Annotated in this window: 22 protein-coding genes; 9 read left to right on the top strand and 13 right to left on the bottom strand. The window is 68.7% G+C overall.

Annotated elements, in window-relative coordinates:
- Positions 1 to 25: 25 nt before the first annotated feature.
- Positions 26 to 1,030, top strand: a complete 1,005-nt coding sequence (locus tag ACRSCF_RS21290) for a Bug family tripartite tricarboxylate transporter substrate binding protein (protein WP_034368152.1) — start codon at positions 26 to 28, stop codon at positions 1,028 to 1,030.
- 13 nt (positions 1,031 to 1,043) lie between these two features.
- On the top strand, positions 1,044 to 2,165 hold the full coding sequence (locus ACRSCF_RS21285; RefSeq protein ID WP_244386548.1) for a CaiB/BaiF CoA transferase family protein: 1,122 nt from the start codon (positions 1,044 to 1,046) through the stop codon (positions 2,163 to 2,165).
- Between the two features lie 14 nt (positions 2,166 to 2,179).
- Here the strand turns inward: ACRSCF_RS21285 and ACRSCF_RS21280 are convergent, their stop codons facing one another.
- Both ACRSCF_RS21280 and ACRSCF_RS21275 read right to left on the bottom strand, forming a co-directional pair.
- The gene (locus tag ACRSCF_RS21280; RefSeq protein WP_244386546.1) at positions 2,180 to 3,835 is read right to left on the bottom strand and encodes a GDYXXLXY domain-containing protein; all 1,656 of its coding nucleotides are present in this window, start codon (positions 3,833 to 3,835) and stop codon (positions 2,180 to 2,182) included.
- On the bottom strand, positions 3,832 to 4,803 hold the full coding sequence (locus tag ACRSCF_RS21275) for a DUF2157 domain-containing protein (RefSeq protein ID WP_016450214.1): 972 nt from the start codon (positions 4,801 to 4,803) through the stop codon (positions 3,832 to 3,834). The genes ACRSCF_RS21280 and ACRSCF_RS21275 overlap by 4 nt, the downstream gene beginning before the upstream one ends.
- A 192-nt stretch (positions 4,804 to 4,995) precedes the next feature.
- Here ACRSCF_RS21275 and ACRSCF_RS21270 point away from each other — a divergent pair, with 192 nt between their 5' ends.
- The 6 genes from ACRSCF_RS21270 to ACRSCF_RS21245 all read left to right on the top strand — a co-directional run bounded on the left by ACRSCF_RS21270 (position 4,996) and on the right by ACRSCF_RS21245 (position 11,198).
- A complete protein-coding gene (locus tag ACRSCF_RS21270) occupies positions 4,996 to 5,571 on the top strand; it encodes a hypothetical protein (protein ID WP_034368158.1) in 576 nt (191 codons plus the stop codon).
- Between the two features lie 136 nt (positions 5,572 to 5,707).
- Positions 5,708 to 7,177 carry a cytochrome c oxidase accessory protein CcoG gene (gene ccoG / locus ACRSCF_RS21265; RefSeq protein WP_244386544.1) on the top strand — a complete coding sequence of 490 codons (1,470 nt, stop codon included), beginning with the start codon at positions 5,708 to 5,710 and terminating at the stop codon, positions 7,175 to 7,177.
- Positions 7,178 to 7,474: 297 nt separating this feature from the next.
- Positions 7,475 to 7,858, top strand: a complete 384-nt coding sequence (locus ACRSCF_RS21260; protein WP_244386539.1) for a type II toxin-antitoxin system RelE/ParE family toxin — start codon at positions 7,475 to 7,477, stop codon at positions 7,856 to 7,858.
- Entirely contained in the window at positions 7,842 to 8,144 is a 303-nt protein-coding gene (locus ACRSCF_RS21255; RefSeq protein ID WP_016450218.1) for a helix-turn-helix domain-containing protein, read from the top strand. The genes ACRSCF_RS21260 and ACRSCF_RS21255 overlap by 17 nt, the downstream gene beginning before the upstream one ends.
- Before the next feature lie 117 nt (positions 8,145 to 8,261).
- Entirely contained in the window at positions 8,262 to 10,124 is a 1,863-nt protein-coding gene (locus ACRSCF_RS21250; protein ID WP_244386537.1) for a dihydroxy-acid dehydratase, read from the top strand.
- An 81-nt stretch (positions 10,125 to 10,205) separates the two neighbouring features.
- Positions 10,206 to 11,198, top strand: a complete 993-nt coding sequence (locus ACRSCF_RS21245; protein ID WP_012204371.1) for a Bug family tripartite tricarboxylate transporter substrate binding protein — start codon at positions 10,206 to 10,208, stop codon at positions 11,196 to 11,198.
- A gap of 222 nt (positions 11,199 to 11,420) precedes the next feature.
- Here ACRSCF_RS21245 and ACRSCF_RS21240 read toward each other — a convergent pair whose 3' ends face one another.
- The 5 genes from ACRSCF_RS21240 to ACRSCF_RS21220 form a co-directional block, all read right to left on the bottom strand.
- Entirely contained in the window at positions 11,421 to 13,580 is a 2,160-nt protein-coding gene (locus tag ACRSCF_RS21240) for a TonB-dependent receptor family protein (protein ID WP_034368161.1), read from the bottom strand.
- A gap of 248 nt (positions 13,581 to 13,828) precedes the next feature.
- On the bottom strand, positions 13,829 to 15,274 hold the full coding sequence (locus tag ACRSCF_RS21235) for a PLP-dependent aminotransferase family protein (RefSeq protein WP_016450445.1): 1,446 nt from the start codon (positions 15,272 to 15,274) through the stop codon (positions 13,829 to 13,831).
- 25 nt (positions 15,275 to 15,299) lie between these two features.
- On the bottom strand, positions 15,300 to 16,172 hold the full coding sequence (locus ACRSCF_RS21230) for a hypothetical protein (RefSeq protein WP_016450446.1): 873 nt from the start codon (positions 16,170 to 16,172) through the stop codon (positions 15,300 to 15,302).
- A gap of 112 nt (positions 16,173 to 16,284) precedes the next feature.
- Positions 16,285 to 17,673: a tRNA 5-hydroxyuridine modification protein YegQ gene (gene yegQ, locus ACRSCF_RS21225; protein WP_016453913.1), complete on the bottom strand. Its 1,389-nt coding sequence runs from the start codon at positions 17,671 to 17,673 to the stop codon at positions 16,285 to 16,287.
- A gap of 21 nt (positions 17,674 to 17,694) precedes the next feature.
- A complete protein-coding gene (locus ACRSCF_RS21220; RefSeq protein WP_034368164.1) occupies positions 17,695 to 18,606 on the bottom strand; it encodes a LysR family transcriptional regulator in 912 nt (303 codons plus the stop codon).
- Between the two features lie 144 nt (positions 18,607 to 18,750).
- Here ACRSCF_RS21220 and ACRSCF_RS21215 point away from each other — a divergent pair, with 144 nt between their 5' ends.
- Positions 18,751 to 19,521 (top strand): sulfite exporter TauE/SafE family protein, encoded by a 771-nt coding sequence (locus tag ACRSCF_RS21215; protein ID WP_034368166.1) that lies wholly within the window; start codon positions 18,751 to 18,753, stop codon positions 19,519 to 19,521.
- Positions 19,522 to 19,532: 11 nt separating this feature from the next.
- Here ACRSCF_RS21215 and prfH read toward each other — a convergent pair whose 3' ends face one another.
- From prfH to ybgC, 6 genes are all read right to left on the bottom strand, one after another.
- A complete protein-coding gene (prfH, locus tag ACRSCF_RS21210; RefSeq protein WP_034368168.1) occupies positions 19,533 to 20,132 on the bottom strand; it encodes a peptide chain release factor H in 600 nt (199 codons plus the stop codon).
- The gene (locus tag ACRSCF_RS21205) at positions 20,123 to 21,277 is read right to left on the bottom strand and encodes an RNA ligase RtcB family protein (RefSeq protein ID WP_034368171.1); all 1,155 of its coding nucleotides are present in this window, start codon (positions 21,275 to 21,277) and stop codon (positions 20,123 to 20,125) included. Before ACRSCF_RS21205 ends, prfH begins: the two co-directional genes overlap by 10 nt.
- Before the next feature lie 399 nt (positions 21,278 to 21,676).
- The gene (gene tolA, locus ACRSCF_RS21200) at positions 21,677 to 22,828 is read right to left on the bottom strand and encodes a cell envelope integrity protein TolA (RefSeq protein ID WP_209801121.1); all 1,152 of its coding nucleotides are present in this window, start codon (positions 22,826 to 22,828) and stop codon (positions 21,677 to 21,679) included.
- 24 nt (positions 22,829 to 22,852) lie between these two features.
- On the bottom strand, positions 22,853 to 23,278 hold the full coding sequence (locus tag ACRSCF_RS21195; RefSeq protein WP_016453907.1) for a biopolymer transporter ExbD: 426 nt from the start codon (positions 23,276 to 23,278) through the stop codon (positions 22,853 to 22,855).
- A 30-nt stretch (positions 23,279 to 23,308) separates the two neighbouring features.
- A complete protein-coding gene (gene tolQ / locus ACRSCF_RS21190) occupies positions 23,309 to 24,013 on the bottom strand; it encodes a protein TolQ (protein ID WP_016450454.1) in 705 nt (234 codons plus the stop codon).
- Positions 24,010 to 24,426, bottom strand: a complete 417-nt coding sequence (gene ybgC, locus ACRSCF_RS21185; protein WP_034367133.1) for a tol-pal system-associated acyl-CoA thioesterase — start codon at positions 24,424 to 24,426, stop codon at positions 24,010 to 24,012. The genes tolQ and ybgC overlap by 4 nt, the downstream gene beginning before the upstream one ends.
- Positions 24,427 to 24,437: the final 11 nt, after the last annotated feature.

The following is a 24,437-nucleotide window of genomic DNA, read 5'->3' as shown; positions in this document are numbered from 1 at the left end:
CACACAAGTACCGGAGACAAACACCATGCCTTGCACTGACCCGAAGCCGTCCTTCCAGAAACGCCGATTCCTGTGCGCCTGTGCGCTCGCCGCCACCGCCGCGCTGCCGGCCGCCGCACTGGCCGAGCGCTTTCCCGAGCGGCCCATCAGCTTTGTCGTTCCCTTCCCGCCCGGCGGGCCTACGGACGCCATGGCACGCGTGCTGGCCACGGCGCTGACCGAGACGCTGGGCCAGAGCGTGATCGTGGAGAACAAGGCCGGCGCAGGCGGCAACATCGGCGCCGACTTCGTGGCCCGCGCCAGGCCGGACGGCTACACCATCATGTTCGGCACCTCGGGGCCGCTGGCCATCAACAAGCACCTGTACCGCAAGATCAACTACGACCCGCAGACCAGCTTCGCGCCCATCATCCGCGTGGGCCACCTGCCCAATGTGCTGGTGGTCAACCCGACCACCAAGGCCACCACCGTGCAGGAGCTGATTGCCCAGGACAAGGCCAAGCCGGGCAGCCTGGACTATGCGTCCTCGGGCAACGGCGCCTCCTCGCACCTGGCCGGCGTGCTGTTCAACAAGATGGCCGGCACCTCGCTGCAGCACATCCCGTACAAGGGCACGGGCCCGGCGCTCAACGACCTGCTGGCGGGGCAGGTGAACATGACCTTCACCGACATCCTCACCGCCATGCCCTACATCAAGGCCGGCAAGTTCAAGGCCATTGGCGTGGCCACGGAAAAGCGCTCCCAGGCCATGCCCGACATCCCCACCATCGCCGAGCAGGGCCTGCCCGGCTACGACGTGAGCGTGTTCTTCGGCGTGGTGGCACCGGCCGGCACGCCGGCCGACCGCATCGAGACGCTGAACGCGGCCTTCCGCAAGGCCCTGGGCAGCGAGCGCATCCGCAAGACCTTTGCCGACCAGGGGCTGGAGCCGGCATCGGATCTGTCGCCAGCAGGGCTGTCGACCTTCATCGCGCAGGAGGTCACGAAATGGAAGGCCGTGGTCGATGCCTCCGGCGCCAAACTGGATTGAGGAAAGCACATTGATGACCACTTCCCACAGCATGGGCGCACTCCAGGGCATCCGTGTCCTCGACCTCTCCCGCATTCTTGGTGGCCCGCTGTGCGGCCAGATCCTGGGCGACCACGGTGCCGACGTGCTCAAGGTGGAGCCGCCGCAGGGCGACGATACGCGCGCCTGGGGGCCGCCGTTCCAGGACGGAGTGTCCTCCTACTACCGGGGCCTGAACCGCAACAAGCGGCTGCAGTTCCTGGACCTGTCCCAGCCCGAAGGCCAGCAGGCCGTGCTGGCGCTGATGGAGCAGGCCGACGTGGTGGTGGAGAACTTCAAGATCGGCACCATGGAGAAATGGGGCATTGGCTGGGAGCAGCTGCGCGAGCGCTTTCCGCGCCTCATCTGGTGCCGCGTCAGCGGCTTCGGCGCCGATGGTCCGCTGGGTGCCTGGCCCGGCTATGACGCGGCCATCCAGGCCATGACGGGGCTGATGAGCGTCAACGGCGAGGCCGGCGGCGATCCGCTGCGCGTGGGCCTGCCCGTGGTGGACATGGTCACGGGCATGAACGGCGTCATCGGCGTGCTGCTGGCGCTGCAGGAGCGCCAGCGCAGCGGCCTGGGCCAGCTGGTCGATGTCTCGCTGTACGACAGCGGCATCTCGCTGCTGCACCCGCATGCGGGCAACTGGTTCATGAGCGGCAGGACGCCATGGCGCTCGGGCAACGCCCATCCCAACATCTATCCCTACGACAGCTTTGCCACGGGCACCACGCCGGTCTTCCTGGCCGTGGGCAACGACCGCCAGTTCCGCCTGCTGTGCGAGCACCTGGGATGCCCGCAACTGGTGGCCGACGAGCGCTTTGCCACGGCCGGCCAGCGCTCGCACCACCGCGATGCGCTCAAGCCGCTGCTGGAGCAGGCCCTGCAGTCCTGCGACGGCCCCGCCCTGGCCGATGCGCTGATGGCCATCGGCGTGCCCGCCGCGCCCGTGCTGGGCGTGGACGCGGCGCTCAACCACCCGCATACCCTGCACCGCGAGATGGTGGTGGAGATGGAGGGCGGCTACCGGGGCCTGGGCGCGCCCGTCAAGCTCAGCCGCACGCCGGCCAGCTACCGGCATGCGCCGTTGGCCGAGGGCGACAGTTTCGAGTGATTTGCGTGGTGCGCTCAGGGCACGATGGGGCGCAGTTGCGCATCGGCCATGCCCACCAGCAGCGCACGCCCGTCGGGCTCCACGCGGAACTCGCCGTAGCGGGCCTGCTCCCAGCGCTGGCCATCGCCTTCGCGGAAGTACCAGGCATCGGTCACCAGCGTCCACCGGCCGCCGCGCGGGGTGAGTTCAAAGCGCTGCTCGCCGGGCGCCAGCGGCTCGCTGGCCGTGCCGGTGCGCAGCCACTGCACCACGCCCTGCTCATCGAGCTTGCCGATGGCGTAGAGGCGTCCGCTGCGCAGGTTCTCTTTCTCCACGTCCCTGTTCTCGGAAGGCAGGCGGAAGTTCAGGCGCATGTAGTCGCCCTGCATCAGGGAGCGCGGGTCCACCGGCGCCAGTTCCACGAAAACCTTGCGGCCCTGGGCGATGGTGCGCTCCTTCTGCGCAATGCCGATATTGGCCACCGCCAGCGTGCAGGCCGCCGTCAGCACCACCAGCCACGGCGCCCAGCGCTGCAGGGGCGCCGCGCCCGATGCGGCGGCGGTCTCCGCGCTGCCCGGCAGGACTGCGGCGCGCGGCCCTGCCCAGGCCAGCAGGCCCAGCAAGGCGCCGCAGCCGGCCAGCACCAGGGCCTTGGTGGCCAGTGGCCAGGCCAGCTGGTAGTAGAAGCTGCCCACGATCCAGGCCGCAGCCAGGGCGGCCGCTGCGGCCTGCCGCCAGCGGCCGCTGGTGCCGGTCACCGCCAGCGCCAGCAGGCAGGCGCCCAGCCAGGGCAGGAAGGCACTCAGCACGGCCAGCACCACGGCAGCCACGGCGGCGCGCGGCTGCCGCAGCGTGGGCCATGCGCGCTGGGCGAACCAGGCGGCTGCCAGGGCCAGCACGGCCGAGCCGGCCTGCGTCAGAATGCCCATGGAGATGTTCGGCGCGGCTTCCTGCGCCAGCTCGCCCGCCAGGCCGCCGCCCAGCACGCCGGCCACCATGAAGCTCCTGCCGGACAGAAAGGCCAGGCCAGCCAGCACCGCCAGCAGCCAGCCCGTGGCAAAGGGCTCCAGCGCCGCCGCCATTCGGGTCTGTGCTGCAGACTGCCCCAGCGCGCGCCACTGGGCTGCCAGCAGCAGCATCCAGAGCAGCAGCGCCGCATGCACGATGACCCAGGTCGGCAGGCCTGCGTACAGGGTGGATGGATCGTTGTCCGGCCAGAGCATGGTGCAAAACAGCAGCGCGCAGGCGGCGCCCAGCAGCACGCGCAGCCAGGGCCTTGGAATGGCGGCCGTGCAGGCCAGCGCAATGGCCAGGCCTATCGCGCCCGCAGCCTGCCCCGACAGGTCGCGCGCCAGGCCAAAGCCCAGCAGGCCGGCGCCGGTCAGCATGGCAGGCAGGGCCAGCTGCTCCAGGAAGACGGGCAGCTCCTCGGCGCGCAGCACGGCCACCGCTGCGGCCAGCATCATGGCGCCGATCACATAGGTGCCGGCGCCGCGCTCTATCCAGTCGGACAGGGCAAACGCAAACAGAATCAGCAAGGGAAGAAGGGCCAGCCAGGCGCCCAGCGCCGTGAGCAGCACCACCGCCCAATGGCGGTCGTTGGCGGCAGGGCGGCGGTCCTGCAAGGCGGCAGGCGGCAGGATGCCCTGGTCCACGGCCTGGCGCAGCAGGGTGTTGTGCTCGTGGCTCATTGAAGGCCTCCTTCCGCGTTGCGTGACATTCGAAGCACCAGGCTCACCGTGGCCGCCAGCAGGCACGCAGCGCCCAGGCCGACGAGCAGCAGCATGCCCGTGAAGTCCGCCCCCAGTTTCTCCAGCAGCAGGTAGACCAGGCCGCACACCAGCAGCACGTTCAGGCCCAGCGCCGCACCGCTGAGCAAAAAGATATCGAAATGCCTGCGCAGGCCCGCCAGCGCCGCCGCGCCTGCCAGCAGCACCAGCCCCAGCGGGTACTGCGGCGCCACCGTGCTGTGGAACAGCCCGCTGATGGCGGTGGAGGTGATCATCGCCAGCGCCAGCGCGCCCGCACCGCGCAAGGCCCACAGCCCCGCGCCCGTGAAGCGCCGCAGGGCCGGTGCCATGACCGCGGTGACGGCAAGGGCGGCGCCCAGGGCCACGGCATGCACGCCCAGGTCGCGCGACTCCACCTCCCAGAACTGCGGCGTATGGGCCTGCGCCCATAGCGCAATGCCCGTCATGGCAACCACCACCCAGGGCACCCAGACGCCATCGCTGCGCGCCGCCAGGGCCAGCGGCAGGGTCAGCGCTGCCCACAGCGCAAACAGCTGCCAGGGGTCCGCTCCCGTCTGGTAGGTCTGCCCGAAAAAGGCGAACAGCGCACCCGTGCCCAGCAACGCCAGCACGGACAGCGGCACGCGCGCCGCCGCGCGCCATGCCGCGCCAAGACACATCACGAGCACGAAGCCCTGCAGCAGGGCAAAGCGCTGCATGCGGCCCATGCTCTCCCAATTGGCGGCAATCCACAGCACGATGCCCAGCCCGCCCAGCGCCGCGCCCAGCAAGGCCACCACGGGCCACAGGCGGGTTCTGAGGGCGGCCGGTTCATGCCCGAATCCCGCCAGTGCAAACAGCTGCACGGCGGCCTTGCGGTCCAGGCCATGCTGGCGGACAAGCTCATGCAATAGGGGGCGCAGGTTCATGGTGTGGATGTTCCTTGGCTTGAAGATGCGGATGCCCGACTTTGCCAGAACCTGTCCGGGATGGATTGCAACGCGGCAGCCCGGTGCCGGTGCAACCTGCTATCTTCCTCCCACTCTCCGGAACACTGCCGCCATGCATCCTGCGCCTGCCCCTTTTTGCCGACCTCGCATGTACCCCGCCAAGCCGCTGGCATGCCCTTTGAACGCAACGGCGTTGCTGGCGCCATGAAGCGCGGCGCCGACCTCGACGATTTCGACGACCCGGTCGAATGGACGCCGGTCACACGCCCTGCCGCCATCGCGCTGACGGCTTTCGGCGCCTGGATCATCTGGGGCCACTTCTTCAGCGAGGACCGCTGGCTGATGCTGCTGGACAACGCCAACCTCGCGCTGCACGAGGCCGGGCACCCGCTGGTGGCCCTGTTCTCGCAGCATCTCTCGGTCTACGGCGGCACGCTGTTCCAGTTGCTGTTCCCCGCCCTGTTCATGCGCCATTTCCGCAGGCAGGGCCAGCGCACGGGCTGGATCGCCTCGCTGATGTGGCTGGGCGAGAACCTGATGAACGTGGCCCGCTACATGAAGGACGCGCGCGCCCAGGTCCTGCCGCTGGTGGGCGGCGGCGACCATGACTGGACGGAGATCTTCAGCCGCTGGGGCGTGCTCCAGGCCGATGTGCGCATCGGCACGCTGACGTCGCTGCTGGGGCTGTGCCTGGTGGCGTGGGGGTTGCGGCTGGCGGTGCCGCGTCTTCGTGCTCCCCAGGCCTGAAGCTCCATCTGATACGGTCGAATTCACCGCATCTGCTGCTACCCGCGGAGCAGGGCGCTGGGCATAGTCCAGGCAGTCCCCGGCAATTCATGACAAGCCCGCATCACGGGCGCACCGGCCGGGGCGAAGGCCCCGCATGTCAGAACGACCGAAACCGCTTCCCGATGAAACCGCCGCAGCCACCCGGCCGCGGCCCGCGCCGCGCAAGGTGATTCCCATCGCCGACGCCAGCGCGGATTCCCCGCTGTTCGAGTCACGCCGCAAGATCCAGCCGCGCTCCATCTCGGGGCGCTTCGCCAACTGGCGCTGGGCCATGGTCTGGCTCACGCAGCTGTTCTTCTACGGCATACCCTGGCTGCAGATCCACGGCCGGCAGGCCCTGCTGTTCGACCTGGAGCAGCGGCGCTTCTACATCTTCGGCTGGCTGCTGTATCCGCAGGATTTCATCTACCTGGCCGTGCTGCTCATCGTCTCGGCGCTGGCGCTGTTCCTGTTCACCACGGTGGCGGGGAGGCTGTGGTGCGGATTTTCCTGCCCGCAGACGGTCTACACCGAGCTGTTCATGTGGGTGGAGCGCCGGCTGGAAGGCGACCGCAGCGCACGCCTGCGCCTGGATGCCAGCGGCTGGGGTCCGGAGAAGATCGCGCGGCGTGGCGGCAAGCATGCGCTGTGGCTGCTGATTGCGCTGTGGACGGGGCTGACCTTCGTGGGCTACTTCGTGCCCATCCGCAGCCTGCTGCCCGAGGTGCTGGCTCTGACCGGCGCGTGGCAGATCTTCTGGGTGCTGTTCTATGCGCTGGCCACCTACGGCAACGCGGGCTTCCTGCGCGAGCAGGTCTGCAAGCACATGTGCCCCTATGCGCGCTTCCAGAGCGCCATGTTCGACAAGGACACCCTGGTCGTCACCTACGACGCCGCACGCGGCGAATCGCGCGGCCCGCGCCACAAGGGCGTGGACTACCGGGCCCAGGGCCTGGGCGACTGCATCGACTGCACGCTGTGCGTGCAGGTCTGCCCGGTGGGCATCGACATACGCGACGGCCTGCAGTACGAGTGCATCGGCTGCGGCCTGTGCATCGACGCCTGCAACAGCGTCATGGACCGCATGCACTACCCGCGCGGGCTGATCCGCCTGTCCACGCAGAACGGCGTGGCCCGGGGCTGGCGCCAGAGCGAGCTGGTGCGCCGCATCTTCCGCCCGCGCGTGCTTATCTACGGCACGGCGCTGGTGGCCATCTCCACGGCCATGGTGGCCAGCCTGGCGCTGCGCACGCCGCTGAAGGTGGACGTGGTGCGCGACCGAGGCACGCTGTCGCGCATCGTGGCCGGCGGCCAGATCGAGAACATCTACCGCGTGCAGATCGGCAATGCCACGGAGCAGGACCAGCGCTATGTGCTGTCGGCCTCGGGCATCGAAGGCCTGCGCGTGGCTTCGGAGACCGAGGTGGACGTGGGCGCGGCCCAGGACCGCTGGGTCGTGGTGCGGCTGCAGGCGCCCTATGGCGCGGCCGGCCCTGGCTCGCACGGCGTGGAGATCACGGCCACGGCGGTAGGGGACCCGGCGCTTTCCAAGCAGGCGCACAGCACGTTCCTGGTGCCGCGCTGAAGGGCCAGTTGGATGGATTGATTCACGAGTACAGCGCAGTTGTTGTGCACGATGCCTGGTCCGCTGCAGCGCGGGCTGGCATCGGTTTTGAGGCCCCGGAAGTTTGTTCCGGGGCCTTTTTTTATCGTGTCTTCCCGACAAGGCGGACAAGCGGGCTGGCAGTCAGGCCAAGGAGAAACGACAGGGGCTTGAATGAGGCAGGCACGAGGCAGCACTTCAAATTCGCAGGCTCTACCCTGTGGTGATATGTATGAAGGTGAAATACATACCCGTAACGGGTATAGTTGGGAGGCTGGCATGGCGCGCGTTCTCAAACGCAAGGACTTTTCCCGATGGCAGGCGAGCGAGAAGCTGCCCGATACCGCGCTGTGCAAGGCGGTCAGGGAGATGGAAAGAGGGCTGATCGACGCGGACCTGGGGGGCTTTCTCTACAAGAAGCGGGTGGCGCGTCCAGGCGCGGGCAAGAGTGGGGGTTATCGAGCGCTGTTGTCGGCACGAATCGGCAACCGATACTTCTTCCTGCATGGTTTCACCAAGAACGACAAGGCGAACATCACACAGGAAGAACAGAGGGCTTTGAGGTTTGCAGGCAAGCTGTTTCTGGACCTGTCCACCCAGGCCTTGTCGGCGGCCTTGCAGTCAGGCGTTTTGTTGGAGGTGCATTGTGAGCAAGATCATTGAATCCCTGCGCGGCGATCTGGCTGCGCTGTACGAAGCGGGCGCCATCGACAAGGTGACGATGCGCGAGTTCGACGCGATCTGTCCTCCCCCGGTGCGGGAGTTCGAGGCGGCCGACATCAAACAGCTGCGCGAGACTTTGAAGTTCAGCCAACCGGTGTTTGCGCTGCATTTGCACACCACGGCTTCCACGGTGCGCAAATGGGAGCAGGGCGAAACCCGTCCCGCCGGACCGGCGCTCAAGCTGCTCAACGTCATCGCCGACAAAGGCCTTCAGGCCATCCTCTGAGCCGGGGCGACACAAGGGTGGTATGCGGGCGACTCCCGGGCGACACGATCTGGTGTAAATGCTCATAGGGAAATCCGCAGACACCGCTATGGTGGGCGGCTGTTTTCCGTCCCGCGTATGAACAAGAAACCTGCCTCCCCCGACAACGTCTTTTCCGAGTCCAGCGCCTCCGCATCGCTGGCCGCCTCCACCACCACAGCCGGCATCACCAGCACCACCGGCAGCAGCCCGGCAGCGGCCACGCCCACGCCCACGTCCTTTCGCTCCGCCCTGATCCGCTCCGGCACCATCCGTGCCACCACGCGCAGCTTCCTGCATGCCCTGGGCCAGGACGACGAAGACATAGAGCGCCCGCACATCGGCGTGTTCCACACGGGCGGGGAGATGAGCCCCTGCAACCTCAACCTGCGCGACCAGGCCCAGCATGCCAAGACCGGCATCTATGCCGGGGGCGGTACGCCGCATGAATGCCCGGTGGTGTCGGTCAGCGACGGGCTGACCATGGCGCATTCGGGCATGCGGTTCTCGCTGGTCTCGCGCGAGCTGATCGCCGACAGCGTGGAGGCCTCGGTGCGCGGCCACCAGTGGGATGGCATCTTCGCCATCGGCGCCTGCGACAAGAACCTGCCGGGGCTGATAATGGGCATGGTGCGCTGCAATGTGCCCAGCGTCTTCGTGCATGGCGGCTCGGCCCTGCCGGGGCAGGCGCCCGGCGTGCACGGGCGCGACCTGAATGTGGTCGATACCTACGAGACCATCGGCCAGGTGCTGGCCGGCACCGCCACGGCGCAGGACCTGGAGGCCATGAGCCGCGCCTGCCTGCCCACGGCCGGCGCCTGCGCTGGCCAGTTCACGGCCAACACCATGGGCATGGTGAGCGAGGCGCTGGGCCTGGCGCCCATCGGCTCCAGCATGGTGCCTGCCGTGTTCAGCGAGCGCGCACCGCTGATGCGCCGCGCCGCGCGCCAGCTCATGCAGGCCGTGTGGGCCAGCGCCGAAGGCGGCGGCCCGCTGCCGCGCGACATCATCACGCGCCGGGCGCTGGAGAATGCCTGCGCCGTGGTCAGCGCCACGGGCGGATCGACCAATGCCGCCCTGCACCTGCCGGCCATCGCGCACGAGGCCGGCATCCGCTTCCACCTGGACGACGTGGCCGAGATCTTCGCGCGCACGCCGCTGATCGCCGACCTGCGCCCCGGCGGGCGCTTCCTGGCGCGCGACGTGTACTACATCGGCGGTGCCGGCGTGATCCTGCGCACGCTGATGGAGCAGGGCTTTGTCCACGGCGATGCGCTCACCTTCACGGGCCGCACCCTGGCCGAAGAACTGGCCGATGCCGCGCCGCCCGATGGCGAGGTGGTGCGCACGCCCGGCAATCCCATCACGCGCGACGGTGGCCTGACCGTGCTCAAGGGCAACCTCTGCCCCGATGGCGCGTTGCTGAAGACGGCCGGCCTCAAGACCCTGGTGCACCGGGGCCCCGCGCGCGTCTTCGAGTCCGAGGAACAGGCCCAGGCCGCCGTGCAGGCCATGCAGTACGCGGCCGGCGATGTCATCGTCATCCGCAACGAAGGCCCGCGCGGCAGCCCCGGCATGCGCGAGATGCTGGGCATCACGGCACTGCTGTATGGCCAGGGCATGGGCGACAAGGTGGCCCTGCTGACCGATGGGCGCTTCTCTGGTGCCACGCGCGGCCTGTGCATCGGCTACGCAGGCCCCGAGGCCGCCGACAACGGCCCCATTGCCGCACTGCGCGACGGCGACCTCATCGCCATCGACGCCCGCGCCGATGCGCGCAGCATCACGGTGGAAATCGGCGAGGCCGAACTGGCGGCACGTCTGGAACAATCAGCCGCCGCGCGCCGCCAGATGCCGCCGCTGGGCGGCGTGCTGGAAAAATACGCGCTCACCGTGCGCCCGGCCCACCAGGGAGCGGTCACGCATTCGGGCCAGGTGGTCTGGCTGCGCGACGACAGTTGAAGCCGCCGGGCTGGCACGCATTTCCCCCGCTGTTCCCCCACTGTTTTTTTCAGAGTTTCAATTTCAACCGGAGACATACGCATGAACATCGACCGCCGCCAATGGCTGGGCACCGCTGGAGCGGGTGCGCTGCTGGCCAGCCTGGGCCAGCAGGCCTGGGCGCAGGCCCAGGGCCCCATCGAGACCCTGAACATCATCACCGGCTTCGCGGCCGGAGGCACCTCTGACGCCATCTGCCGCCGCGTGGGCACCAAGCTGTCGGGCTATGCCAAGACCGCCGTGGTGGAGAACCGCACGGGCGCGGGCGGGCAGATCGCCATCAGCTACGTCAAGGGCCGGCCCGCAGACGGTGCCACCCTGCTGCAGACGCCCACGTCCATGCTGTCCATCTACCCGCACATCTACAAGAAGCTGCCCTATGACCCGGTGGCCGACCTGGCGCCAGTCACCGTGGGCTGCATCTTCGACTTCGGCTTTGCCGTCGGCCCCGCCGTGCCCGCCAGCGTGACCACCGTGCCCGAATTCTTCGCCTGGGCCAAGGCCAACCCCGCAGGCGCCAACTTCGGCTCGCCTGCGCCCGGCTCCACGCCGCACTTCATCGGCGCCCTGCTGGGCCAGCATGCCGGTGTGGACTTCAAGCACGCCGGCTACCGCGGCACCCAGCCGGCGCTGCTGGACATGCTGGGCGGCAACGTCTCCGCCGTCTGCGGCCCCGTGGGCGACATGCTGCAGCACCTGGCCGGCGGCAAGATGCGCATCCTGGGCGTCAGCGGCGCCAAGCGCAGCCGCTTCGCACCCCAGGTGCCCACGCTGGTGGAGCAGGGCTACAAGGACATGGCGCACAGCGAATGGTTCGCCTTCTTCGTGCCCGCCAAGACGCCTGCCGAGACCGTGCAGCGCCTGAACGGCCACATGCGCAAGGCCCTGGCCACGCCCGACGTGGTGGACAGCCTGGCCACCTTCGGCCTGGACGCCCAATCCTCCACCCCCGCCGAACTGGCCGCGCTACTGCAGTCCGAACTCGCCAAATGGGGACCCATCGTCAAGCGCGTGGGATTCACAGCTGAGGGCTGATCAAAGCCAGCGGGCCGAGCGAAGCGAAGGCCCGAGTCAACTCCCCGTATGTCAGCGCAGGTTGCCCGCAGCGAAGCGGAGGGTCGCGGACATTCGGGTCGCCTGCTTTGATCTGACCTTTCTTGGCGAATCAAGAAAGGGCAGTCGGCCGCCGGGCCGAGACCCGGCCTCAGAAAAATACCACCCGGCAGGGTCAAAAACATACCCACGTAAACCAAAGCCTCAGAACGGCAACGTCCCCTGCACATACAACGTCCGAGGCATCCCCACATACTTGCCCCCGTTGTTGTCCGTAGACCGCGTGTAGTACCTGCGATCAAACAGATTCTTGACCCCCACGGCCACCCGCAGATTGCTCAGCGACTTGCCAAAGTCATAGCCCGCACGCAGGCCCACGGTCGCAAACCCGGGAATATCACCCAGCCGCCCCGCAGCATCTTCCTGCGTCACATACTGCGTGCCCGACCCCGGAGAGCGCTGCTTCGATTGCGCGGCCAGGTCCGCATTCAGCGTCCACTGCCCCAGCGCATAGCGCGCCCACAGCTGGCCCGTGTGGCGCGAGTACAGCGGCAGGTCGCGCCCCGCGAAATCGCCGGCGCGCGAGACGGCCTCGGTATAGGTATAGGACACACCCGCCGTCAGCCCCTTGAGCGCGGCATTCCACTGGCCCAGGTCGTAGCGCAGCGAGGACTCGATGCCGCGGTGGCGCGTGGCGCCCAGGTCGGTCCAGAGGCCGTCCACGCCCACGCGGGTCAGCAGCAGTTCCTTGTCGAAGTCGATGTTGAACAGCGTCAGCTCGGCGTTCAGCGCCGGGCTGTTGTAGTGCGTGCCCACCTCATAGGTCTTGGCCGATTCGGGATGCAGGCCACGCTCGGTCTGGGCCAGCTGCGCATACTGCTGCGGTCCGAAGGACTTGCCCGCGTTGGCGAACAGCGACCACTGCGCATTCATGCGGTAGAGCACGGACAGCGTGGGCAGGAGCTCGCGTGCCTCGGCCTTGGGGAACAACTGGCTGGTGACGGTGCTGCCGTCGGCGCCCAGGTTGCTGACGTTGTTGAAGGAGTTGATGCGTTCGTAGCGCACGCCGGGCGTGATGGTCCAGTTGCCGATGTCGATGCGGTCATCGATGTAGAAGGCATGGGCCGTGGTGCCGCCCTGGCTGGTCTGGTAGGGCGTGATCGGCAGGGCCATGGCGTTGGCCATGGTGGCGGGGTTGTAGTAGGCGGTGCGCAGCGCGACCTCGGAACTGCTTTCCTTGAGGTAGCGGTAGCCCACGCTGACTTCCTGCACCACGGAGCCGGTCTCGAACAGGCGCGAGTAGCGCGGCTCGATGCCGAAGTAGTGGTAGCTGCGCGGCGCGGCGGTCAGGCGGCGCTGGTTGGCGTTGTCCTGCTCGATGTGGCTGCCGCGGAACGAGTCCACGTAGTAGCCCAGCACCTCGAAGTTGTTGCGCCCGTCCTTGTGGTTGTACTTGAACGAGGCATCGGTGCGGCGGCCGTCGAAGCTGTCGTAGGAGCGCGTGGACTGGAACGGGTCGGCCGCGTACTGCGCCGTGGTCAGGCCGCCGGGCATGCGGCCCGAGCCCTCGAAGTGGTGCAGCGACACGGCGATGTCGTCCTGGGCCGAGATGCGGTAGGCGCCCTTGAGCAGGATGTCGTCGATATCGGTCTTGTCATTGCCTGCGCGCCAGCCGTCGCCATGCGTGCCCGAGTACAGCAGGGCCAGGCCCAGGCCGGATTCGCTGGTGCCGCCCACGAACAGGCTGGGCGTGGTCTTGGCATTGCCGCCGTGGCTGTAGAACTCGGTGCCCACCGAGGCCTCGGCCGCGAAGGTCTTGGGAATGGCGCGCGTGACGAAGTTGATGATGCCGCCCACGTTCTGGGGGCCGTAGCGCACCGAGCCCGCGCCGCGGATCACGTCCACCGACTCCAGGTTGCCCAGCGAGACGGGCGCCAGCGACAGCTGGGGCTGGCCGTAGGGCGCGTAGGAGACGGGCACGCCGTCCATCAGCACATAGGAGCGCGGCGACAGGCGTGCCGTCAGGCCGCGCACGCCGATGTTCAGGGACACATCGCTGCCGCCCGTGCCGTTGCTGTCCTGCACCTGCACGCCGGGCACCAGGCGCAGCACGTCGCGCAGGCTGGAGGCGCCGGTTTCCTCGATGCGCGCCCGCTCGACGATGGTGCGCGCGCCGGCATGGTCCAGCACTTTTTCCTCGCTGGGGTTGTCCAGCCAGTTGCCCGTGACGGTGATGGTGGACAGGCCGGCCTCGGGTGCGGTGGTGGTGGATGGTGCCTGTGCCGACGCCTGCAGCGACAGCAGGGCGGCGGCGACAGCGGCCGCGCAGCGTGTGAGCGTGGCGCAGTGATTGCTGGAAACCATGGAAAACTTCCTTTGTGCCTCTGGGAATGGTGCAGCGCTGAAGGGTCGGCTGGCAGGCTGCAGGACGCGTGGCGGCGGGCGAGGCGGAAGCAGGAGACAAGGACCGGTCAGCATGCATGGCGGCAATGCCGGTTCGGTGCGCGAGTCTAAATGAGAATCATCCAGCCGGCACCAGGCTGGCAGCAGCTGCGCGGGGTCGCGTTGCCCGGGCGCTACGGCGCAGCAGGTGCCGCCAGCGCAGCGGGCGCTTACCCTGCTGCTTTTGCTGCGGGAAGGGACTGCATTGCGCGAGCCAGCTCGCCCAGCGTGGCCAGGGCCTGCCCGGTCTCGTCGCTCCAGTCATGGCCGTAGTTCAGCCGCAGGCAGTGGCCGAAGGCCTGCGAGGCCGAGAAGATCGGCCCCGGCGCCACGCTGATGCCGCGCGCCAGCGCTGCGCGGTGCAGGGCCAGCGCATCGCAGTACGGCGGCAGCTCTATCCACATGAAGTAGCCGCCCTCGGGCCGCGTGGCCCGCGTGCCTTGCGGAAAGTGGCGGGCAATGGCCGATGCCATGTGGTCCCGCTGCAGGGCCAGGCTCTGGCGCAGGCGGCGCAGGTGGCGGTCCACGCCACCGCTTTCCAGGTAGTCGGCCAGCGCCTGCTGGCTGGGGGCATTGGTGGCCAGCGTGGTGGTGAGCTTTTGCCGCGCCACGGCGCGCGTGAAGCGGCCCGGAGCGGTCCAGCCCACGCGCCAGCCGGGCGCCAGGCACTTGGAGAACGAGGCGCAGTGCAGCACCCAGCCCTCGGTGTCGAAGGCCTTGGCCGGTGGCGGGCGGTGTTCGCCAAAGTACAGCTCGCCGTAGACATCGTCCTCGATCAGCGGCAGCTGGTGGCGCGTGGCCAGTTCCACCAGGGCCTTCTTGCGCGCCTCAGGCATCAGGCTGCCCAGCGGATTCTGGAAGCTGGTCATCAACCAGATGGCCTGGGGCCGGTGGCGCTGCACGGCGGTCTCCAGCGCGGCCAGGTCCATGCCTTCGCCGGGATGCGTGGGCACCTCGATGGCGGACAGCCCCATGCGCTCCAGAGCCTGCAGCGCGCCGTAGAAGCAGGGCGATTCGATGACCACGGCGCCACCGGGCCGCGTGACGGCGGCCAGACACAGGTTCAGTGCCTCCAGCGCGCCATTGGTGATGACCAGGTCGGACGGTGACAGTGCCAGACCGTCGGCCAGGTAGCGCCGCGCGATCTGGCGTCGCAATGCCATGCTGCCGGGCGTGAGGTCATCGAGGGCGCTGCGCGGATCGGCCTGGCGCGCGGCGCGGGCCAGGGCCTGGCCCAGGCGCTGCAGCGGGAACAGGCGCGGCGAGGGAAAGGCCGAGCCCAGCGGCACGACATCGCGGTCCATGGACGATTCCAGAACCTCGAACACCCGCTCGCTCACATCGACCACGGCAAAGCGCTCGCCCGGGGGGGCCGACAGCTGCGTGGGCTCGGGCGGGGCGCTGTGCGGCCGCGCCGCGACGAAGTAGCCCGAGCGCTCGCGCGCGCGCACCAGGCCGCGTGCCTCCAGCAGGTAGTAGGCCTGGAACACCGTGGAGGCGCTGACGCCGCGCCGCTCGCTGGTGTGACGCACGGAGGGCAGCTTGTCGCCCGCGCGCAGCACGCCTGCGGCGATGGAGGCCTCGATATCGTCGGCCAGTTCCTGGTAGCGCGTCATGCCTGGGGAGGTCGCGGCCCGGGGATCAGCCCTGTTCGGCCAGCAGCTCCTGCAAGGCCTTGATCTGCTGGCGCAGGCGCTCGTTCTCGGCTTCAAGTTCGTTCACGCGCTGCTGCAGTTCCTCGGGCGAGGCGGTCACGGCCGCACCTTCGCCGTCGGCAGCGTCGGCTTCGGGCTTGGCGGCCTTGGGCTTTTTCTTGGCATCGCGCACGCGCTTGGCGGCCTGCTTGAGTTCGTCGGCGCCGGCGGCGGCCACGGCCTGCTGCTCATCCACGGGCAGGCTGGCGACCACGGCGGCGGTGCTCAGCGAGATGTCGCCCGAGCGCACGGCGGCCACCACTTCGGGCGCGGCCTTTTGCTGGATGGTCTCGATCAGCTTGACCTGGCTGCTGGACAGGCGGGCCACGCGGGCCAGGGCCTCGCGCGTGTCCAGGGCCTCATCGGGCACCTTGGCCACGCTGGCCAGGGCGGCGGCGACCACGGGGTCGGTCTCGCCTTCCCAGGGCGCTTCGCCTTCGGGCTGGGCCGGCGCCTCGGCCTTGGCCGCCATCACGGCGGCGGCAGCGGCCGAGCGGCGGGCCGCAATGATCTCGCGCTTGCGCAGCGCCAGCACGCCGCGCTGGAAGTCGGACACGCTGCGGCGGCCCAGGTGCTGGTCGATCATCCACAGGTGCACGTCGTCCATGTTCTTGAACTGCGTGGCCTGGATGGTGTTGAAGGGCAGGCCGTGCTTCTGGCAGATGGCGTAGCGGTTGTGGCCGTCGATGAGCAGGTCGTTCCAGAGCACGAGCGCATCGCGGCAGCCCTCGGCCAGGATGCTGCGCTCCAGCGCGTCGAGTTCATCGGGGGTCAGCGGGTCGATGTAGGCCTTGAGTTCTTCGTTGACGACGATGTCCATGGCAGTGCAGAAATGAGGAATGAAAGAAAAAGGCGCCCGCTCCAGGCCATTGCGGCAATGGACCTGGACGGCCGCCAAGAAGAAAAACTGGAAGCAGGGGCGAAGCCCGCCCTCAGAGCAGGCGCGAGATCAGCGCGCCTTCAGCCGGGCCTTCCAGGGGGATGCGCACGCGCACCGGGTTGCCCTGGGCGACCTGCACGGGTTCGCCGTCGAGGTTGAACATCTTCTCCAGCAGCACCTGGCGGTTGCCCTGCGGGTGGATGATCTCCAGCGTGTCGCCCACCGAGAAGCGGTTCTTGGTCTCCACCTCGGCCATGCCGTCGGCATAGCTGCGCACTTCGCCCACGAAGTGGCTGCGCTGCAGCACCGAGTGGCCGGTCTCGTAGTTCTGGTAGTCCTGCGAGGGACGGCGCTCCAGCAGGCCGCCCGTGTAGCCACGGTTGGCCAGGCCTTCGAGCTCGGTGATCAGGTGCGGGTTGAAGGGGCGGCCGGCCACGGCATCGTCGATGGCGCGGCGGTAGACCTGGGCCGTGCGGGCCACGTAGTACAGGCTTTTGGTGCGGCCCTCGATCTTGAGCGAGTCCACGCCGATCTTCACCAGGCGCTCCACATGCTCCACGGCACGCAGGTCCTTGGAGTTCATGATGTAGGTGCCGTGCTCGTCTTCCATGATCGGCATCAGCTCGCCGGGGCGGCCCTTTTCCTCCAGCAGGTAGACCTGCTCGGCCTTGGGGTGGCGCGCGCCGTCGCCGCAGGTGCTGGTGAACTGGCTGTCGGCCTCCTCGCGGGCCTTCTCGAAGCTGAAGTCCTGCTCCATGGTCTGGGCCAGGGCCTCGCCGGTATTGGGGTCCACGGCCGCGTCATGCGTCTTGTAGTCCCAGCGGCAGGCATTGGTGCAGGTGCCCTGGTTGGGATCGCGCCGGTTGAAGTAGCCCGACAGCAGGCAGCGGCCCGAGTAGGCGATGCACAGCGCGCCGTGCACGAAGACCTCGATCTCCATGTCCGGGCATTCCTGGCGGATCTTCTCGATCTCGTCCAGCGACAGCTCGCGCGACAGGATGATGCGCGAGACGCCGGCCTTCTGCCAGAACTTCACCGTGGCCCAGTTGGTGGTGTTGGCCTGCACCGAGAGATGGACCTCGGTCTCGGGCCACTTTTCCTTGACCATCATGATCAGGCCGGGGTCGGCCATGATCAGCGCGTCGGGCTTGCACTCGATCACGGGCTCGATGTCGCGGATATAGGTGCGCACCTTGTCGTTGTGGGCGATCAGGTTGCTGGTGACGAAGAATTTCTTGCCCCGCGCATGCGCCTCGGAGATGCCCTGGGCGATCTGTTCGAGGCGGAATTCGTTGTTGCGTGCGCGCAGGCTGTAGCGGGGTTGCCCGGCGTAGATGGCGTCGGCGCCAAAGTCGTAGGCCGCGCGCATCTTGTCGAGCGAGCCGGCCGGCAGCAGCAGTTCGGGGGCTTTGAGGGTCATGATCCCCGTATTGTCCTGCATAGCGCTTTCCAACATGGTTCGCTAAGGCTCAGGCGAGCCAAGCCCTTGCAGATGCTCCAGCAACTGCCTGGCATGGGCGGGCAACTGGTCTTCCCGGACGGTGCACAGCAGCAGCTGGCGCCGGGCCCAGGCATCGCTCAAGGGCACGGCGCGGGCGCCGCTGGCCGGGGCCAGGCGCTGCGCGGCTGCCGCCGGCATGACGGCCACGCCCACGCCCTGGCCCACCAGCTGGCAGATGCTGTCCAGGTGCTGCAGCTGGGCGCGCCAGCGCAACTGCCCTTCCGACGGCCCCCCCAGCAAGGCGGCCTGCTGGCGCACCAGCATCTGCAGGGCGGCATCGTGCGGCAGGCCCACCCAGTCTTCGGCCAGCAGCTCCTGCAAGGCCAGGCGCGTGCGCCGGGCCAGGCGGTGGCCGCGCGGCAGCACGGCCACCAGCGGGTCGGGGCGCCAGGGCGTGGCCTGCAGGCCGGTGGTGTCCTGCGCATCGCTGGCCACGCCGATGTCGCACAGGCCCTGGCGCAGCCGGTCCAGCACTTCGGCGCTGCCGCATTCCTGCAGCTCCAGCGCCACGCGCGGGTGGCTGCGCAGAAAGCCCGCCACGGCCAGCGGCAGGTGCTCGCCCACGGCCGAGGTGTTGCCGCAGACGCGCACATGGCCGGCCAGCCCCGCGCCGTACTCGGCCATGTCGCCGCGCAGGCGCTGCATCTGTGCCAGCACGCTGCGCGCATGCTGGCCCAGCGTGTGGCCGGCCGCCGTGGGCCGCACGCCGCGCGCCTGGCGAGCGAGCAGGGCGCAGCCCAGTTGCGCCTCCATGCCGCGCACGCGCTCGCTGGCCGAGGCCAGGGTCATGTGCGCGCGCCCGGCCGCCGCGGTGAGCGTGCCGCAGTCGAGGATATGGACGAACAGCTGCAGGTCGGTGAGGTCGAATCGCATGGCCTGTGGTGCTGAAGGATCAGGCCATGCCTGAGCCTTGGTTTGAAGATTCCCGATTGTGATCCCTTTGTTGGTGCACGAGCATGGCGCCATGAGGTTCAGGAAGGGCCTGAGCCAGGTCAGTGAAAGTGCAGGGTGGCCGTGATGTGGGATGCGTGGTGGGTGCTGGCGGCGGCGGTGGCCGTGTTCGGGCTGGCCGGTGTCGTCAAGGGAGTGGTGGGCCTGGGCCTGCCCACGGTGTCCATGGCGCTGCTGGCGCTGTTCATGCCGACCGGGCAGGCGGCGGCCTGGCTGCTGCTGCCGTCCCTGGTGACCAATGTGGTGCAGATGCGGCCCATGCCATCGCTGCGGCCGCTGCTGCGGCGCCTGGGCTGGATGCAGCTGGGCATTGTCGCGGGCACGGTGGGCGGCATGCTGTGGTGGGGCCCGGTGGGCGAGGCCGCCGTGGCGCGCACGGCGCTGGGCGTGGCCCTGGTTGTGTATGCCCTGTGGGGCCTGTGGGGGCCGGGCCTGCAGTTGCCGCAGAGGCATCAGGCCTGGCTGGGCCTGTTGTGTGGTTTGCTGACGGGCGGGATCACGGCGCTGACCGGCGTGTTCGTGGTGCCGGCCGTGGCCTTTTTGCAATCGCTGGCGCTGGGCCGGCAGGCGCTGATGCAGGCCATGGGCCTGTGCTTCACGGTGTCCACGCTGGCGCTGGGCGCGGGCATGGCGCTGGCGCAGGGGCCGGGCCATGCCGCTTCGTCCTGGACGGGCTGGGGGGCCACGGCCCTGGTTTCCGCGCTGATGCTGCTGCCCGCCCTGGCCGGCATGGCCTGGGGCGAGCGGCTGCGCCAGTCGCTGTCGCCCCAGGTCTTCAAGCGCGTGCTGATGCTGGGCCTGCTGGCCCTGGGCATCTACATGTGCGCCAGGGGCTAGCACCGGGGCGTTCAGGCGCGGAACACCTTCACGGGGCTGCCGCGCTCCACCTCCCAGTGCAGCTGGCTGCGCGTGCGCCGGGCCTGGCCCTCGCCCTGCGCGTTGAGGCGCGCCAGCTTCAGGGCCAGCAGCTCGCGCGCCAGCCGCTTGTTGGCGTGCTGGCTACGCTCGCTCATGACCTTCACCGAGATCCCGCTGGGCACATGCAGGGCATGGACGGCGGAGTCCGTGGTGTTGACATGCTGGCCGCCCTTGCCCGAGGCCTTGCAGGCCTGGAAGACGATTTCGCCGTCTGCCGGCAATTGCCGGGGCGGCTCGCACTGTTGCACGGCAACAAACCAGTTCCTGCGCGGGTGATGGGGCCGCAGGGGACTGTCGAAGACCCACTGGATGGTGCCCAGCCAGGCGCCCAGCGTGCCGTGAAGCAGGCCGGTGTCGCCCTCGCAGCGCAGCAGCACGGACCTGTAGCCGGCCGGCGTGGGCGTTTCCTCCAGCACGTCCACGGCGATGCCGCTGGCGGCGCAGTCGCGCAGCAGCTCGCGCAGGGTCAGGCGCACGGCATGCTCGCACTCGGCGGGGCCGTGGGATGCGGTCAGCTGGATCAGCAGCATTGCATGGCTCCCTTCTTGTAGGTCAGCAGGGGGCGCAGCCGCGCCACCAGCTGCACCAGGCCGGCTTCCTGCAGGCTGGCGACGACGGAGTCCACGTCCTTGTAGGCCTGGGGGGCCTCCTCGTAGACCAGTTCGCGGTCGGCGCAGACCACGGCGCTGCCGAATTTTGTGCGCAGCAGTTCGTCCAGCGTGAAGCGCGGGCGCAGGCGGCCCATGCAATCGGTACGTGCCCACTTGCGGCCCGCGCCGTGCGCCAGCGAGTGCAGTGCCTCGTCACGCCCGGCCACGGGCCGCACAAGGTAGCTGTAGTCGCCGCGCGAACCCGGGATCACCACCAGACCCTGGTCGGCCGGCGTGGCGCCCTTGCGGTGCAAAAAGCCGTCTTCGTCGCGCCAGTGGTGGGCGATCACGTGGTTGTGGGTGATGTCCAGCAGGGCCTGGCCGCGCGTGCGCAGGGCGCGCAGCAGGCGTGCCGCAATGCTGGCGCGGTTCAGTTGGGCGAAGGCGATGGCGGCCGCGTGCTGGCGCAGGTACTGCGTGGCGGCATCGCTGCTGGCGGCCAGGCCGTCGTGGCTGAAGGCCTCCACATGGGCGCGCAGGATGGCGCCGCCCAGCCCGCGCGAGCCGCTGTGCACCATGAGGTGCACGCGCTTCCTGTCGAGCGCGCCGTCCTCGTACAGCGTGTCCACCACCTGCAGTTCGGCAAAGTGGTTGCCGCCGCCAATGGTGCCCAGGCTGTCCTGCAGATACGCCAGGTCGGCCACGCCGCTGGCCTGGGCGATGTGCTCCAGCTGCTGCATGTCCACGGCGTCCAGCAGTTCCTGGGGCAGGGGGCCGTCGATGTTGCCCACCGCCTTTTCCAGCTTGGGAGCCGAGGTCTTGTGCGCTGCCAGCTCCGTGCTGTACAGCGACATGCCGCAGCCGATGTCGCCGCCGACCAGGGCCGGGTAGAAGCGGCCCACGGAAAAGAAGGCTGCCCCTACCGGGTAGCCCCGGCCCGGGTGCAGGTCCGGCAGGCCCACGGCTGCGCGCATGCCGGCCAGGTTGCGGGCCGTCGTTTGAAGTTGTTGGATGGCGGTGTCTTCAATCCAGACGCCGCGGTTGGCGAACACCTCAATGTAGGTGTCCGAAAGGGAATTGCCCATGAATGGCTTTCGATCGAGTGCTTGGGGCACATTCCGGCAGATGCGGAATGCGCAATGGGCAGTCGCCGCAAGCTCGATGGACAGGCATCAGGAAAAGCGCACGCGCAGCCGAAAGCCGGGCCTCTTGCGGGGCCGGGAATCAGGTCTGCAGCGTGGCCTGGAGGCGCTAGGGCTTCAAGCGTGCACGACTGCAAAGGGACGTGTCGAATGGGACATGGGTTCTCTCCTTTGCGATGGTGGACGGGTGCCGCGAATGCGGCAAAGACGGGGATGCTAGGGACAAGCGGCCGGTGCCGCAAGCGAAGTCGCAGGCGCGTGGCGGATTGCATACAAAGCAAGATGGAAAAAGCCCCGCAGGCAGGTACCGGCGGGGCTTTTTGATGAAGGGCCTGTGTCCGTTCAGTCCTGCGGGCGGAAGCCGATGACCAGGTCCGAAGGCACGCGGCCATCGATGTCGCGCGGCAGCGTCTCGGTCTTTTGCAGCGCGCGGATGACGGCGTCGTCCCAGGCCTTGTTGCCGCTGGACTTGGCGATGGTGGCGCCGGTGATGGTGCCATCGGGTGCGGTGCGCACGCGCACCTCGGCCCGCGGGTTGCCGCTGATGGCGTCCGGGTAGACGATGTTGGGCTTGACGCGCGCGGCCACCTTGGCGCCATAGCCGGCCGAGGGGCCTCCGGCGGAGCTGCCCGAGCCGCCGCTCTTGCTGCCACCGGCGCCTTCGCCGGCCGAGCCGCCGCTGCCGGCCAGGCCCTGCATGCGGCGGATGTTCTCCAGGCGGCGTGCCTCGGCTTCCTTGGCCTCGCGCGCTTCCTTGGCGGCCTGTTCCTTCTTGCGCTTGTCCTCGGCGGCCTTCTTCTCGGCTTCTGCCTTGGCGGCCTTTTCGGCCTTTTCTTTCTCCGCCTTCTCGGCTTTCTCGCGCTCGGCCTTGTCCTTGGCAGCTTTTTCCTTGTCCGCCTTTTCCTTTTCGGCCTTGTCCTTCTTTTGCTGCTCCAGGCGGTCCTTGCGGTCCTGCTCGGCCTTGTCCTTTTTCTGCTGCTCGAGCTTGTCGCGGCGGTCCTTCTCGGCTTTTTCCGCCTTCTCGCGCTCGGCCTTGTCCTTGGCCGCCTTCTCGGCCTTTTCCTTGTCCAGGCGCTCCTGGCGTTCCTTTTCGCGCTGCTCGCGGGCGGCCTGTTCGGCGCGCTCCTTCTTTTGCTGCTCGATCTTGCGCTTCTTCTCCAGCGCGATCTCGGCCTCGCGGTCGTCGTCCACGGCCTGCGGCTTGGGAGGTGGGGGCGGTGCAATCACGGGCGCGGGCGGCGGCGGTGGCGGCTGGGGAACGGGCTCGGGCGCAGGTGGCGGGGGAGGCGCGGGCACGGGCAGGGCAGGGGCCGGCGCGGCCGTGGACCAGAACTCGGCCTCGACCATGGGCTCGTCGGCCTGCTTCGGGGGGCGCACGGTCCACAGCATGGCGGCCACGAGCAGCCCGTGCGCGGCCACGGCCATGGCCCACGAACGGGTGCGGCCGCGCGTGCGCGGCGGTGCGAACTGGTCGTGGTCTTGCAGGTTGGGCATGGAGTCGAAGGCGGGCGGCGCTGCTTACTGGGAGGACTTGACGCCGAAGGCCACGCGCTTGACGCCGGCCGATTGCAGGGCCGACATGGCGGCCATCACGGTCTCGAAGGGCAGCTTCTTGTCGGCCGAGATCAGCACGGCGCTGTCGTCGCTTTGCTGGTCCTGCCAGCTCCTGGCGACCGCGCCCAGTTCCTGGATCGTGACGGTCTTGTCGGTGCTGCCGGCCTTGATGCGGATGCCGCCGTCCTTGTCGATCATCACGTCGGCGCGCTTCGGGGGCGTGCGCGCGGCCTTGCCGGCACTGGGCACGTTGATGGAGCCCGGCGTGAGCATCGGCGCCGTCACCATGAAGATGATGAGCAGCACCAGCATCACGTCGATGAAGGGCACCATGTTGATCTCGTTGACGGTGCGGCGGCTGCGGCCGCCGCGCGAGGCTACTGCGGGCATGTGCTCACTCCTTGCAAACTGTGCGCGACTTCAATGGCCGGACGGGGTGCTGGAGCCGGTCGCACCCACGTTGCGCTGCAGGATGTTGGAGAACTCTTCGATGAAGGTTTCCTGCTGGCTGGCCACGCGGTCGATCTGGTGGGCGTAGCGGTTGTAGGCCGTGACGGCCGGGATGGCGGCGAACAGGCCCATGGCCGTGGCCACCAGCGCCTCGGCAATGCCGGGGGCCACGGTGGCCAGCGTGATCTGCTCCATGTTGGCAAAGCCGGTGAAGGCGTGCATCACGCCCCAGACGGTGCCGAACAGGCCCACGTAGGGAGAGACCGAGCCCACGGTGCCCAGGAAGGACAGGCCCGATTCGACCTCGTCCATCTCGCGCTGGAAGCTGGCGCGCATGGCGCGGCGGGTGCCGTCCATCAATTGGTTCACATCGGCGATGCGGCGCTCGCGCAGCTTCTGGTACTCGCGCATGCCGCTGGCGAAGATGCGTTCCATGGGGCCGCCCTGCTTGGCGTGGTGGGCCGCCGAGGCATAGAGGTCGTTGAGGCTGGTGCCCGACCAGAAGTCCTGCTCGAAGCCGTCGTTGAGCGTGCGCACGCGCTTCAAGGTCTGCGACTTGCGGAAGATGGTGGCCCAGCTGGCCACCGAGGCGCCCACAAGGATCAGCATGACCAGCTGCACGACCCAGCTGGCCTGCAGCACGAGGCTGAGTATGGACATGTCATGGGAGTTCATGAGAGTTGCTCCAGGATGCGGTTCGGAATTCTTGCGGGGCGCATGGTCGAGCCATCCACCCATCCAATGCGGATCGTGCCTTCGCACAACAGGGGCGGCGGCGCATTGCCATCGCCGGCGGATGCCAGCAGCGCCTGCTGGCGTATTGTCAGCGAAGCGCGGCCGCTGCTTTGCAGCTCGGCGGTAACAAGGAGTTGGTCATCGAGCCGGGCCGCCCGCAGGTATTGCAGCTGGGCCTGGGTTACGACAAACATGCCGCCCGTTTGTTCCCGCAACTGCTGCTGGCCTATGCCCAGGGCGCGCAGCCACTCGGTGCGGGCACGCTCGAAGAACTTCAGATAGTTGGCGTAGAACACGATGCCGCTGGCATCGGTGTCCTCCCAGTAGACGCGGATGGGAAATTCGAAGGCCATGTGCGGCGGGC

This window comes from Delftia sp. 11MD (assembly GCF_050907895.1).
Taxonomy (GTDB): Bacteria; Pseudomonadota; Gammaproteobacteria; order Burkholderiales; family Burkholderiaceae_C; genus Comamonas; species Comamonas tsuruhatensis.
This window is presented reverse-complemented; position numbering and strand designations above follow the sequence as displayed.